Source organism: Methanobacterium sp., from assembly GCA_016222945.1.
In the GTDB taxonomy this organism is placed as follows: domain Archaea; phylum Methanobacteriota; class Methanobacteria; order Methanobacteriales; family Methanobacteriaceae; genus Methanobacterium_D.
Genome location: JACRPY010000007.1, coordinates 1 through 14,254, shown reverse-complemented (window position 1 = coordinate 14,254; position 14,254 = coordinate 1). Strand labels below are relative to the sequence as shown.

The following is a 14,254-nucleotide window of genomic DNA, read 5'->3' as shown; positions in this document are numbered from 1 at the left end:
ATGTTTGACAGTTAACGTTTTAGAGAGTTTAAACTGCCCTAAACATTTAATTGAACATTCTAAGGCAGTATGCAAAAAGGCCTTGGATTTATCTTCTAATTTTGATGTAGATATTGAACTTTTAAAAACCGGTGCATAGCTCCATGATATCGGTAGATGCAAAACAAACAGCATAGATCATGCCATTGTGGGTGCAGAAATGTTGAAAGAGCTTGGATTTACAGATGAAGTTGCAAACATAGCTTTAAGACATATTGGTGCCGGTATTCCAAAAAAAGAAGCCATATTACTTGGTTTACCCCCTAAAGATTATATTCCTATTTCTTTAGAAGAAAAAATAGTTGCACATGCCGATAACCTGGTTCACTGGAGCGATGAAGTGGATATTGATTTTGTAATTAAAAAATGGACTGAAAAACTGGGAAAGAACCATCCTTCAATTCCTAGAATTATTAAGCTTCATTATGAAATTTTAGGTGAAAAAATAGTAATTTAAATTGATTTTGCACATTTTTATAACTCCAATCACCGTTTCTAATTTCAATTTTAAGAAAATTTTTTAAAGCTATTGACATAATACATATTATCTACACAAAAACACTTTTTGGAGATTAAATTGCATTCTAAAAAAATCATAATATTTACCGGCCCTTCATTACACCCTGATGAAGCATCAAAGATTTTAGACGCTGATTACCGCCCCCCAATTAAAAGAGGAGACGTAACAACGGCATTAAATGAAAATCCAGATATAATTGGGATTATTGACGGTGTTTTTCACCAAACCCCTGCAGTTTCCCATCGGGAGATATTAGATGCCCTCAAAAAAGGCGTTATAGTTGTGGGCGGTGCAAGCATGGGTGCACTTCGAGCATCTGAACTCGATGATTTTGGAATGGTAGGAATAGGTTATGTTTATAAACAGTACAAGGAAGGGTTTATTGAGTCAGATGATGATGTAGCTATTGTTATGGACCCCATTACATTAAAACAAATTTCAGATTCCCTTGTAAGTATGGAATATAGCTTTAAAACAGCTTTAAATAACGGATTAATTTCAAAGAGCGAATTTAAAAAATTAATCCATACAGCTAAATCTATTTTTTATCCAAAAAGAAATTATAATCTTGTTTTAAGCAACGTAGATATCGATCCCCAAAAAGTAGCAGAGCTTAAAGAGTTTTTAGATGAACACGGAATAGATATTAAAAGAAATGATGCTATTGATGTTGTTAAATACATTAAAAGTTTAAATAGTCTATGAATCATGTTTATTAATATTCAATAATCCAATATTTTATTTAAACCCTAAAAAAAGAATTAAAACCAATTATTTAATAATTATCAAAAATTTAATCCATCATAACAATTAAAGGATGAGTTTATGAATCTTGAACAAAAAATAGAAAAATTGAAGGAATATTTAAAGGATAAAAGAGTTCTAGTTGCATTTTCTGGAGGTGCAGACAGTACTTTAATTGCAAAATTTGCAAAAGATGTGTGTAAAGAGGCTGTTGCTGTAACTGTGGATAATGGAGTTTTACCGGCAGATTGCATAAGCAATGCCCAAGAAATTGCTATGAAAATAGGGATTTTTCATGAGGTTATTCATGAAAATTTCATTGAAAATGAGGCTTTTAAATCTAATCAACCTAACAGATGCTTTATTTGTAAAAATATAATGTACAGTAAATTACAGGATGCTGCTAAAGAAAAAGGATTTGATATTATCATTGATGGTACAAATATCAGTGATTTACTTGAGGACAGACCAGGAATAGCAGTTAATTATGAAAAGAATATAATTAGTCCCCTTGTATATGCTGGTTTTACTGGTGATGATGTGCGGACGGCTTTAGAAAAGTTTAATATAACTTATTCAACTTCTACCACTTGTTTTGCAAGCAGAATTGCAAGATACAACAAGATAACATCTAAAAAAATAAACAGAATAAGTTACGCCGAATCATTGATTAAAAACATGGTTAATGAAGGTCCTGTACGAGTTAGGGATGAAAATGGTATTGCACGAATTGAAGTTGATGATGTAGCAAAACTTCTTAATATGGGTGTTTTAAATCATATAAATTCAGAATTAAAAGCTGTTGGCTTTAGGAGAGTTGCACTGGATATTACAGGTTATGGGGAGCCTGAAAAAGATTTAGTAATCTATAAACCCTGTAAAGACGAAGCAAATAAGATAATGTTTGAAACAGAGCTGCCTTACGAAGTGGATATTAAAAATACGTGCATTCAGCTTGAAAATTTAGGATCTCCTAAATGTTCTGATGAAATGGGATTAACCATGTTAGAAGTTGATGGGAAAAATGTAACTATTTTCAGGTCAGGTAAGGTTGTTGCAAGACGGGTTAGAGATAAAGAAGATGCTGAAGCCCTTTTAATTGAGGTATTGCCTCTTATTAGGAGAAAATTAGTTTAATTTGATTAAAAAATAATTAAAGATGTTTAAAAACATTTTCCTGGACTTTTCTTCTAAAGCTGGTTGTTTTCTTCCATAAACTTCTTCTATCTTCGCCATCAAATGAGATATATCTTCCAGTTACTTCAATTTCTACCTCATCTACAGTAACGCTGTTTATGAAGATTTCAATCTTAGAAGCATCATCTAAGAGGTCATTTGCCCTATATTCATAATCTATTGTAAGATCATTGTAATCATAAACCTCTTTAATAGTGTTTTTGATTGTATCTTCTATTACTTTGAATATTGTTTCAACCACAGGAATATCCGTCCACCAGCAGTGTCCAAGGATCAATTTTAGTAGTATTATTTTAACGGATACTTCTCCATTAAATTTGGATACTACACGTATGTTTCCCTTTTCTGATGTTATTTTAAGAATTAATGTTTCTGTCATCTTAATCCTTGATTGCTTTTATTAAGTCAGTGGCCCTTACAAGTCCTGATAACTCACCTTCAACATCTATAACTGGTATCTGTTCGATGTTACGGTGCCTCATTTTATTTGCGCATTCTGTTACTGTGGTTCTTGTGGTTGCTAAAACAAGATCTGATGCTACAACGTCTTTAACTTCTTTATCAGAGAATTTAAGATGATTTTTTATGACATATAGTACATTTGTACTGTCCCATGACCATTTATCTCCTTCTGTACCTACAGAGGTGTTATGGACTGATCTTTCAGAGACTATTTCACTTTCATTTATAAAATCAGTTTCAGTAAGTATTCCTGATAATTTACCCTCTTTGCTTAAGGCTAATAGAACTTTAAAGCCAGAATATCTCATTATCTCAAATGCCACATTTAAAGGAGTTCGCTCCCATGTTGTAGGAATATTTTTAATCATGTAATCATTAACTGGTTCTTCGATGTTCATTTTCCATAAAGCCTTTTCTATTATGTCGAATACAGTTAATATGCCTACTAATTCATCATCTTGCACAACTGGAACTCTTCTAATGTTATTTTCTATCATTTTCTCTGCAGCATCTTTAATATTATCATCAGGCGCAGCTACTATAAGATTTCTGGTCATGATCAAAGCTAGCTGTTCTTCATCCGGATTGTTAACCAGATCTGATCTTGTAACTAATCCTAATAGCTTTTTTGTCCCAGATTTAACTACTGGTAGTCCTGATACATTTCTTTCCCTCATTAGTTCCAAAGCACTTTGACGGTTTCCTGGAACCTGTATATAGTGTATATCCTCTGACATTACCTCTTTTACAAGCATTCTTACACCAACTAAATCCATTAAGTAAAATAAGATTTAAATTTTTTTTATTTTAATTCAATTTTTAATGCACAACCAGAACCGGGCATGGTGCTGATCTTACTACATTTTCAGTTACACTTCCTAATAAAAATCGGTCTAACCCATGTTTTCCTGATGTACCCATTACAACCAGATCAATATTTTCTTCTTTTATTTTTCTAATTATCACATCTGCAGGAGAACCTTCTTCAGTTATTGTGGTTAATTTAACTTCTTTTGGTAATTCTCCTTCCTTTGTACTTTCTTTATATATTTCAGAAATTTTATCCAGGGATTTACGCCCTTCTTCTTTTAACATTTCTTTAATTCGTACTATAAGGTCTTCTGCAGGCAATCCAACCAGTGAAGATGTTTCAATCACGTTTAAAACCACCAGTTCTGCGCCACTTGAATTTGCAACCCAAATTGCATGTTCTGCAGCTTTATTAGCATATTTAGAACCGTCTGTTGGTAATAAAATTTTTTTGTACATGAGTTCACCTCTAAAGTATATTAATCCCTATATCTTTTAATGGTTATGGATTTAGGTATTATATAAAATCTATACTTTATTAAAATCATGGATTTTAGCTCTTCTTCAAGCCATATAATATGATTAATCTAAATATAGATTTTATTAACTTCTTTAACAGTTTTAAATCATTTAATGTATGATTTTACCATCCTTTATCACTTTAATTATTTCTTGCGGTTCTGTCCTGTTAATAATGGACAGTATGGGGTTTTCAGACTTTTGTTTGGCAATAATGATATTTGCCAGTTTATTTTCTTCTATGTAACCTCCATCCAAATTTAATACCTTTGCCGCGTTTATAGTTGCCATTTTAAATATTTCAACTGGCGAAAAATATTCCTTGTAATAACCTCTTGTAACCTTTAAAGTGTATTCCATTTCTCTTAGCATGTTTGGAGAATTAAACATTATATTATCTGTCCCCAGAAGCATATTTATGTTCTGTTTAAACATATCATTTATTGGAGGGATTCCAACTGAAAGTGCACCATTAGATCGAGGGCAGCAAACCACAGAACTTTTACTGTTACTTAAACAATCTAAATCATTATTAATTAGGGATGTAACATGAATTAACATGTCAAAATTGGATTCAATTGCCCTTTTAACTTCGCTTTTACCGGTTTTGCAGATTGAGTCTTTCTGGAGTTTTTCGTATTCAGCTGTATGTATTGCTGATATTTTACCGTGCTTTTTACAGATTTTTGTGATTAAACTAGCTATTTCATCCCTTATTTCTCCAAATCCGCTTAAACCTATTCCGTCACATGATTCAATTAGCTTTTTAGCTGTTTTTTTTATATCCGCCCTTCGAGCTTCAGGATCAAAAAAAGAGTCATGACGCCCCAGGACTATTTTTTGGATAGGCATATTTTTAGCAGCTTCATTTATTAAATCAATTCCTTCAAATCCGCCTTCTCTAAAATCAACGAATGTAGTGGTGCCTGTTGCAATCATTTCATTCATAGATTGTTTCATGGAATTTATAATGGTTGAAGGTTTAGATTCGTTTAGTATGCGGTGTTTTAGACCATCTGGCGGTTTTACAATTTTATCTATGCTTTTTCCATCACCAACATCTTTTGCTATGGAATCTCCTATGTGTACATGGGAATTAATAAATGTTGGAGCCACAATACAGCCTCTTGCATCAATTTTCTTGCCTTTATTTATATTATTTTTGCTGATTTCTGTGATTTTATGGTCTTCGATTACAACATTAGCCTTTAATGTTTTCATTTCTTCCCCATAAAGAACTGTGGCGTTTTCGATTGTGATCATATGAGATAATGATATCTTGCTTTGTATATTTAATATTATAGCAAAACTCCTTACTACAAAAGAAATTAAAACCCTCGTGGGATTAACTGTCTTAATGGAATTTAATAAAAAAAGGTTTTAATGGATAAATGAATTGTTTTTTTCAAGTTATAACATTTCTAAAACCGCGTTTATAGGATTTAGTATTTGCATTATGGCATCTTGATTTTTAGAATGATTTACACTATTGTACCATTCTTCGGCAGCGTTATTATCATAAGGTGTGGTTTGTGCAGCTTTTGGGAATTTTCCATTCCAATCCCCTACAAAAGCAGAGTTTCCATGAGTGTTTCTCCATATTTGAGTGCCATTATAATTTGTTGATTCGCTTATTACTTCATAATTTTGTTTATTGGCACTAGCGAAGTTATTCCCATTTAAAAGTGAATCAATTACTTTTGATCCGGGATATCCTGTGGCATAATAGTTAGCACCTTTTGCTCTAAACATTTTTGAAAAGCTGTATATTGATTCTGTAGGGTTAGAAATCTCTTTACCTTTAGACCAACCTGCTGAAAAGCAAGTATGTAATAGAATTACAGGTATTCCGTCTTTGTAGGGAGGGATAAAAAGATTTCCATCGTTCCCTTCTTTCATTTTATCATCAATTCCCCATATAAACTGCATTTTTGAATTTTCGGTTCCTATGAGTGAAAAAGGAGGTTTTGCGGCCCCTCCATTTTCATCATAGCTTCCAGGCATGTATCCCCCATGTCCTAAATAAATGATAGCATCTGCATTGTACATTCCTTTTATGATGTTTTTAGAAGTAGCGTTTTCTTTATACAGTTCTAAAACATTGTATCCTTCTGATTTTAATTTGGTTCCTATGCTTAAAGCTTCATTATAATTATTTGCATCTCCTACTACGAGCACATGGGCTTCAGTAGTAGGTAAAATAGATAGAATACTCATTAAATAAATAGTTACCAGTGCGAAACTCATTATTTTAATCATTTGAGTTTTTTGCACGTTTGTGTCCCCCTTTTATAAAAAATACAATAAATTTTATTCCCTATTGCTGTACAATAGTATGTCTTCACATGATTATCTACTTATTAGGGCTTTAAAGGGCGTTTAATCACATTTGAAAATAATAATTAAAAAATAAAAGCTTCTTAAAGCTTTAAAAATTAAAAAAACGAATACAAAGATTTTTCTTAGGACTAATCTAATAATTAATAAGTATATAAAAATTTTAAGATTTAATCATCCTTTAAAAATCAAAAATTCACAAAATTTGTATTTCATTTATATACTATTAAGTGAATATAGTCACTTGTCCTAAAAATTTTTCACATAATTTAAATTTTATTTTTATAATTATAAGTGACTATAGTAACATGTTTTAATAATTATCTTAAAAATTAGTAATACTAAAAGTTGAAGGAAATAATTACTCTAAAATAGTTCCATATAATCAGACAGATTAAAAATAATAAAAAAAATAGAGAATAAAAAACATATTAACAGCCCAAAACTGTTAATAGTCTTTTTTTCCATTCAAATCCCCGAAGGAATTTTAAAACAGTTTAATACCTTTATTTAACTCCATGAAATCTTTTTGGTTACCCATTTATATTTCCATTTACCTTTAGATTTATATTTTTTCAAATATTTTTGAATCAATACATAAACCCACTTAGTTTTCCATTTACCTTTATATTTATACTTTTTCAAGTATTTATAACTGTAATTTGGCTGTGATGGCGCAATTACAACTGGAGGCACTGGCGTCGGGGTTGGTGGAGTGTATATTGGAGTAATTGGTTGATTTGTAACTGTAATGTTTTTCGTGCTTGTGGATATCTTAGTGTTATTGTCAATTACTGTATGAGTAACTGTGTATGTTCCTGGATTTGTAAATGTATGTGTTGGGTTTGCTGATGTATCAGCAGTACCATCTCCAAAATTCCACGAATAACTGGTAATATCTCCCCCTACGTCAGTAGAAGTATCAGTGAATGTTATTGGCTGATTAGTGTAGTACGGTGTGCCACTAACCGAAAAACGACTTGTTAAAACATTTCTAGTTCTATCACTATTGTACCAGTTTTCTGCGGCTGCATCATCGTAAGCTGTGGTTTCAGCTACTGAAGGGAATTTTCCACTCCAATCACCTACAAAAGCTGCGTATCCATGATTATTATGCCATACCTGAACACCATTATATGTTGTTGATGTTGTAATCTTTTCGTAATTTTGATTATTGGCTGCTGTAAAGTCTGTTGCCCCATTTAAAAAATCATGGACTATTTCAGCGCCATTCCATGCAGTTGCATAATAATTGGCCCCAGCACCAACAAACATATTGGCAAAATTATAAATGGTTTCCGCAGGATTAGCAACTTCATATTCTTCAACCCATCCTGTTGAAAAACATGCATGGAGCAATATTACAGGGATATTTTGTTTAAATGGTGCTGTAAATGTATTAGACCCCCATCCCTCACGCATTTTATCGCCGACTCCCCAGATAAAATCATCAGACCCAACAAGCGCAAAAGGAGGTGTTGCTGTTCCACCATGTTCATCGTAATTTCCAGATTGATAACCACCATGTCCTGCATAAATTACAGCATCTGCACCATACATGCCTTTTAGGATGTTTTTAGAAGTAGCGTTTTCTCTATAAAGTTCCCGAACATCATAACCCTTAGCTTTTAATTGAGTAGCCAGGGCTGTTGTTTCAGCGTATGCATCAGCATAATCATTCAGTGAATCACCTATAACAAGTATATGGGCTTCAGACGCAGGTATAAATGCAAAAAAACATGCAAATATCGCCATTATTAATGTTAAACTCTCTATTTTTTTAATTTTAGACAAATTTGAACCTCCCCCATGGATAAAATGTTATTGAAAATAATTTCGTGATTATAAACTAATTGTTTACATAATTATAATCTTTTTCAATAATTCATAGTGATAATTGACATATACTCCTATAAAACAATATTCTAAAATGAGTTTAAGTGTAATACTTGAAAATAATTATTTAAGATATAAAAAAATTCAAAAATACCTTAAAAATAAAAAAATGGTTTTTAAATATTAAAAAAAGAAAAATTAAACACTATGGTATTCATTTAAGGATTTTACTCCTACTTCACCATCTTGCACTTTTTCAATGGCGTTTAGAGCTGCACGAGCTCCTGCAAGTGTTGTAACGTAGGGTATTCCTAATTCAACAGCTTTTCTCCTTATGAAATAGCCATCATCTGCAGATTGCTTACCTGATGGCGTGTTTATTATAAGGCCAATTTCCCCATCCAATATAGCATCTCTTATATTTGGCGAGCCCTGACTGATTTTTTTAATTCTATCAATTTTAACATGGTCTTCAACTGCTCTTGCAGTTCCTCTTGTTGCCATTAGCTTGAAACCAAGTTTCGCTGCTTGTTGAACTATATCCAGGATCTTATTTTTATCCGCGTCTTTAACGCTTATAAATATTTTACCCTCTGTTGGAAGCCTCATATTGGCTGAAAGTTGAGATTTATAATATGAAAGCCCAAAATTCTCGTCAATTCCCATACTTTCGCCTGTTGATTTCATTTCAGGCCCTAATATTGAATCTGATTCCGGGAGTTTGATAAATGGAAATACTGATTCTTTAACTGCCACATGATCAATTTTTATTTCCTCTGTAAGACCTAAATCTTTTAGTTTATGTCCAATCATAAGTTTTGCAGCTATTTTTGCAATAGGGATACCTACAGCTTTGCTTACAAATGGAACTGTCCTACTTGCACGTGGATTTGCTTCTAAAATGTAAACTTTATGTTCCCCATCCTCTTTTACTGCATACTGGATATTCATAAGCCCCACAACATCTAATTCAAGGGCAAGTCTCTTTGTATATTCTTTAATTGTGTCAAGAACATCTTCTGGAATTGTTTGCGGAGGTATAACACATGCCGAATCTCCAGAATGGACTCCAGCTTCTTCTATATGCTCCATTATCCCTCCAATGAATACTGCTTCCCCGTCACATAACGCATCCACATCTACTTCAATTGCATCTTCAAGGAATTTATCCACAAGTATGGGATGCTCAGGAGATATTTTTACAGCCTCTTTCATGTATTCTTTAAGTTCTACATTATCGTAAACTATTTCCATAGCTCTCCCACCAAGTACATAGGAAGGCCGCACAAGTACAGGGAAACCAATCCTTTCAGCGACTATACTAGCCTCCTTAAACGAATTAGCAGTACCATACTCTGCCTGAGGTATGTTAAGACGTTCTAAAACCCTAGTAAACCTTTCACGGTCTTCAACACGGTCTATGCTTTCGTGTGGAGTTCCAAGTATTTTTACTCCCTCTTCTGCAAGAGGTACAGCCAAGTTTATAGAAGTTTGACCTCCGAACTGGACAACAACACCATGGGGCTTCTCTTTATCAATAATTCCCATAACATCTTCAAATGTTAACGGATCAAAATAAAGCTTGTTGGATATATCATAATCTGTACTAACAGTCTCAGGATTGTTATTTATAACTATAGCTTCTATTCCCTCATCTTTAAGTGCCATTGCACCATGAACACAACAATAATCAAATTCTATACCTTGACCAATCCTTATTGGTCCTGCACCAAGTATTATAACCTTTTTATTATCAGAAACATTCACTTCGTCAAATTGTTCGTATGTACCATAATAATAAGGAGTTTTTGCTTCAAATTCAGCAGCGCAAGTGTCAACCATCTTAAATGTTGGTATAATGCCCTTTTCTTTCCGCATTTTTCTTATGTGTTTTTCACTGCATCCAGTAATTTCTGAAAGTTTTTTGTCTGAAAAACCCATTCTTTTGGCTTTTCGAAGCATTAAATCGTTAGAAATAGTATCTTTATTTAATTGCCTTTCAAAATCAATTATATTCATAATTTTATAAAGGAAAAACTCGTCAATTTTTGTTATCTTTTTAATTTCTTCTAAGCTCATCCCTGATTTAAGTGCAGTGTAAACCTGGAATATACGCTCATCTGTAGCTTTTTCAAGTGATTCTGTGTCAAAATCAACATCATCAAATCCAAAGCGGCTTATATCAAGTGATCGTATTGCTTTATGCAGTGATTCTTCAATCGTCCGACCTATAGCCATGACTTCACCTGTAGATTTCATCTGCACGCCTATCTCCTTATTTATTCCTTTAAACTTGTCAAAAGGCCATCGAGGGATTTTAGCAACTACATAATCAATTGAAGGTTCAAATGATGCCGGTGTTTCCTTTGTAATGTCATTTTGTATCTCATCAAGGGTCATTCCAATAGCAATCTTGGCCGATATCTTTGCTATGGGGTATCCTGTGGCTTTTGATGCCAGTGCACTGCTCCTGCTCACTCGGGGATTAACTTCAATTATTTTATAGTCTCCAGTTTCTGGATGCACAGCAAATTGTATATTACACCCTCCCTGGATTTTAAGAGCCCTTATTATCTTAATTGATGCATTTCTAAGCTTTTGATTATCATCATCGCTTAAAGTCTGTGATGGTGCCACAACTATGCTCTCTCCAGTGTGTATTCCCATAGGATCAATGTTTTCCATGTTACACACAATTATGCATGTGTCGTTTTTATCCCTCATTACTTCATATTCAAACTCTTTCCAGCCCATTACCGATTCATCTATAAGTACTTGTCCAATATAGCTCATATCCAGCCCGCGAGTCGCTATTTCTTTAAGTTGTTCTTCATTATATGCGACTCCACCACCAGTACCGCCTAATGTAAAAGCAGGCCTTACAATAACTGGATATCCAATCTGTTCAACTGCTTCTACTGCTTTTTCCAATGTGTCCACTGCTTTTGCCTTAGGTACAGGTTCATTAAGTTCTTTCATAAAGCTATCGAAAAGATCACGGTCTTCTACATTTCTTATTGTCTCTACTGATGATCCAATAACTTTAACACCCTTCAAAGCCCCTATTTCTTCAAGTCCTGTGGCAACATTTAAACCAGTTTGTCCACCCATTGTTGGTAAAATTGCGTCTGGTTTTTCTTTTTCTATAATTTTTGCAACAATTTCAGGAGTTAATGGCTCCACATACACCCTATCTGCCATATCAATATCTGTTTGGATTGTTGCAGGATTACTATTTACTAGTATCGTCTCTATTCCTTCATCTTTTAATGATTTACATGCTTGTGAACCGGAATAATCAAATTCAGCAGCTTGACCTATCTGAATTGGCCCCGATCCAATGATAAGAACTTTTTTTATGTCATGATCCTTCGGCATTTTATAGTCCCCGTTATATTTGTAATTTTTATAATAAGTGAGTTTAAATTCATTGAATTATGCTTTAATCCAATATTTAATCGTTTTTCATCCTAATATTGAAATAATGGTTTTATTAGTATTCATTCATTATTTTAATGAACCTGTCAAAAGTGTAATCCGTATCATGAGGTCCTGGACCTGCTTCTGGATGGTATTGGACACTTGAAACTGGAAGTTCTTCATGTTCAATTCCTTCAGGAGTACCATCATTAAGGTTCACTTGAGTTAGCTTAAGAGGAGTATCCTCAATTGATGATTGGTCAATGGTAAATCCATGATTTTGGGAAGTTATAGAAACTTTATCAGTTCTAAGGTCTTTTACAGGCTGATTTATTCCCCTATGTCCAAATTTCATTTTGTATATTTTAGCTTTAAATGCAAGACCTATTATTTGCTGTCCAAGACATATTCCAAACATAGGAAGTCTTTCTGAGAGTTTTCTAACATTTTCAATAGCTTCCTTTACTCGTGTAGGGTCACCTGGACCACTTGAAACAAGTACTCCTTCAACATCAAAATCAAGAATCTCTTTATAATCCATTTTATAGGGTAAAACGACTACTCCCATCTCTCTTTTAAGAAAAGCATTAATACTATTGTTTTTTATACCGCAATCAAGAATAGCCACTCTTTTTTTGTAGTTTTCCCCTAAAATTTTAGGTTTGTCCACGCAAACTTTATCTACAAGGTCTATTTCTTCTATGTTTTGCTGATTTTTAGCAAGATTTAACAATTCTTCGTCATCGATTTCTTCTGTTGAAAGAGCGCCTTTCATAGTTCCATGTTCTCTAATTTTAATGGTTAGTTCTCTTGTATCAATTCCACTTATTCCTGGAATTTCATACTCTTTTAAGAAATCTGAAAGACTTTTTTGCGACATACTATGTGAAGGATGATTACTTTCTTCCCTTACTATAAATCCTTCTGCTTTTATCCCGTCTGACTGAAACCATTCTTCAGATACGCCGTAATTTCCCTGTAATGGATAAGTATTCATTAAAATCTGACCTTTATATGATGGATCTGTAAGTGATTCCACATAACCTGTCATCCCTGTTGCAAAGACCACTTCTCCAGTTTTAGTAGTTTCAAAGCCAAAACAGTCCCCTATAAGTATTGTTCCATCTTCTAAAGCTATTTTTGCTTCTTTCATCATTTAATCACCGTTAATCATGAAATTTCATTTAAATAATATTAATGTAGTATAAGTAGTAAGTTTGAATCAAGTGAATGATTCCTTAATTTCATTTGATTTTCAAGTATTTAATTCTTTAAGTTATAATTCATGGAGTTTTCTTCATGTCTTTTTTCATGACTACCGCATCTTCTCCATCTTCATAATAATTATTGATTATTTCTTTTTCATTGAAACCTAATTTTTTATAGAATTTCCTTGCACCCTTGTTTCCAGCCCTAACTTCAAGTTTTATATCTCTTACATGGCATTTATCAAAGATATTTACTGCATAACCTACAAGCTCATTTCCTACGCTTTTTTTTCTATATTTTTTGTCTACAGCAAGTGAAATTATATGGCCTTCATCTTCATACCTGATCCAAAATATAATATATCCTACCACCATATTATCTTGCTGGGCCACTAAAAATCCAGCCCCTAAATTATAAACATCTATAAGAATGCTTGCAGGATAAGGATCATCAAAAGATGCTGTTTCAATTTCCAGAACTCTTTTAAGATCTGGACGTTTAAACTCTCTTATTATCATAAATATCTCCGTGATAGAAATGTGGGAAGACTTAGCTCAATATATCATCAATAACTACGCCAATGCAAATAAGATAGTAGAAGTTGGCGTTGGAAACTTCCATAAAGTTGCCTTAACTTTAAAGGAAAACCTTAATTCATCTATTGTCATGACAGATATTAAATCTATTTCTAAAGAGGTTATTCAAGATGATATTAGTAATCCTGACTTAAAAATATATGAGGGATCGTCCCTAATCTATTCTATAAGACCTCAACCAGAATTACAGCCCCATATAATAAAATTAGCCGAAAATATCGGCGCAGATGTTATAATAAAACCATTTTCAACTGAATTTATAAATTCAAATAAAATGAAGCTTGTAAACTATAAAAAAGCCACTTTTTATAAGATTTCAAGCAAATGAAATTAAATTTATTAAATGTAAAAATTAAGTCTATTTTGATTTGTTTTTTGTGGTTATATAAAGTCATTACCGTTAAGTATTTATTTGTTATTGTATTATTATTGTATTATGAATTTTAGGTTTTGTATTGTATCGGTGTTGTTTTTAATTATTGCATCTTCTTTTTGTAGTGGTGTGGTTTTTGCTGATGTTCATTATGTTAATCCTGGTAATTATAAGTCTGTTTTGGGTGTTGCG

At 32.9% G+C, this 14,254-nt stretch carries 12 protein-coding genes and 1 pseudogene; 4 read left to right on the top strand and 9 right to left on the bottom strand.

Annotated features, from left to right (window positions below):
* The first annotated feature begins 4 nt into the window (after positions 1 to 4).
* The 3 genes and pseudogenes from HZC47_11205 to larE all read left to right on the top strand — a co-directional run bounded on the left by HZC47_11205 (position 5) and on the right by larE (position 2,440).
* Positions 5 to 496 (top strand): annotated as a pseudogene (locus HZC47_11205) (TIGR00295 family protein).
* A 120-nt stretch (positions 497 to 616) separates the two neighbouring features.
* Complete coding sequence (locus tag HZC47_11200; GenBank protein ID MBI5681450.1) at positions 617 to 1,264, top strand: TfuA-related McrA-glycine thioamidation protein; 648 nt, start codon at positions 617 to 619, stop codon at positions 1,262 to 1,264.
* Positions 1,265 to 1,384: 120 nt separating this feature from the next.
* Positions 1,385 to 2,440 carry an ATP-dependent sacrificial sulfur transferase LarE gene (gene larE / locus HZC47_11195; protein MBI5681449.1) on the top strand — a complete coding sequence of 352 codons (1,056 nt, stop codon included), beginning with the start codon at positions 1,385 to 1,387 and terminating at the stop codon, positions 2,438 to 2,440.
* A gap of 16 nt (positions 2,441 to 2,456) precedes the next feature.
* Here larE and HZC47_11190 read toward each other — a convergent pair whose 3' ends face one another.
* From HZC47_11190 to rimI, 9 genes are all read right to left on the bottom strand, one after another.
* Complete coding sequence (locus tag HZC47_11190; GenBank protein ID MBI5681448.1) at positions 2,457 to 2,879, bottom strand: hypothetical protein; 423 nt, start codon at positions 2,877 to 2,879, stop codon at positions 2,457 to 2,459.
* Position 2,880: 1 nt separating this feature from the next.
* Positions 2,881 to 3,717: a CBS domain-containing protein gene (locus HZC47_11185; GenBank protein MBI5681447.1), complete on the bottom strand. Its 837-nt coding sequence runs from the start codon at positions 3,715 to 3,717 to the stop codon at positions 2,881 to 2,883.
* A 64-nt stretch (positions 3,718 to 3,781) separates the two neighbouring features.
* A complete protein-coding gene (locus HZC47_11180) occupies positions 3,782 to 4,231 on the bottom strand; it encodes a universal stress protein (GenBank protein ID MBI5681446.1) in 450 nt (149 codons plus the stop codon).
* 171 nt (positions 4,232 to 4,402) lie between these two features.
* Entirely contained in the window at positions 4,403 to 5,554 is a 1,152-nt protein-coding gene (locus tag HZC47_11175; protein MBI5681445.1) for an amidohydrolase family protein, read from the bottom strand.
* Positions 5,555 to 5,701: 147 nt separating this feature from the next.
* The gene (locus tag HZC47_11170) at positions 5,702 to 6,565 is read right to left on the bottom strand and encodes a hypothetical protein (protein MBI5681444.1); all 864 of its coding nucleotides are present in this window, start codon (positions 6,563 to 6,565) and stop codon (positions 5,702 to 5,704) included.
* 573 nt (positions 6,566 to 7,138) lie between these two features.
* Positions 7,139 to 8,383, bottom strand: a complete 1,245-nt coding sequence (locus HZC47_11165; GenBank protein ID MBI5681443.1) for a PKD domain-containing protein — start codon at positions 8,381 to 8,383, stop codon at positions 7,139 to 7,141.
* 279 nt (positions 8,384 to 8,662) lie between these two features.
* Positions 8,663 to 11,842, bottom strand: a complete 3,180-nt coding sequence (gene carB / locus HZC47_11160) for a carbamoyl-phosphate synthase large subunit (protein MBI5681442.1) — start codon at positions 11,840 to 11,842, stop codon at positions 8,663 to 8,665.
* 115 nt (positions 11,843 to 11,957) lie between these two features.
* Positions 11,958 to 13,040 (bottom strand): glutamine-hydrolyzing carbamoyl-phosphate synthase small subunit, encoded by a 1,083-nt coding sequence (gene carA, locus HZC47_11155; protein ID MBI5681441.1) that lies wholly within the window; start codon positions 13,038 to 13,040, stop codon positions 11,958 to 11,960.
* Positions 13,041 to 13,167: 127 nt separating this feature from the next.
* A complete protein-coding gene (gene rimI / locus HZC47_11150) occupies positions 13,168 to 13,611 on the bottom strand; it encodes a ribosomal protein S18-alanine N-acetyltransferase (protein MBI5681440.1) in 444 nt (147 codons plus the stop codon).
* A gap of 19 nt (positions 13,612 to 13,630) precedes the next feature.
* Here rimI and HZC47_11145 point away from each other — a divergent pair, with 19 nt between their 5' ends.
* Positions 13,631 to 14,017 (top strand): hypothetical protein, encoded by a 387-nt coding sequence (locus tag HZC47_11145; protein ID MBI5681439.1) that lies wholly within the window; start codon positions 13,631 to 13,633, stop codon positions 14,015 to 14,017.
* Positions 14,018 to 14,254 lie beyond the last annotated feature (237 nt).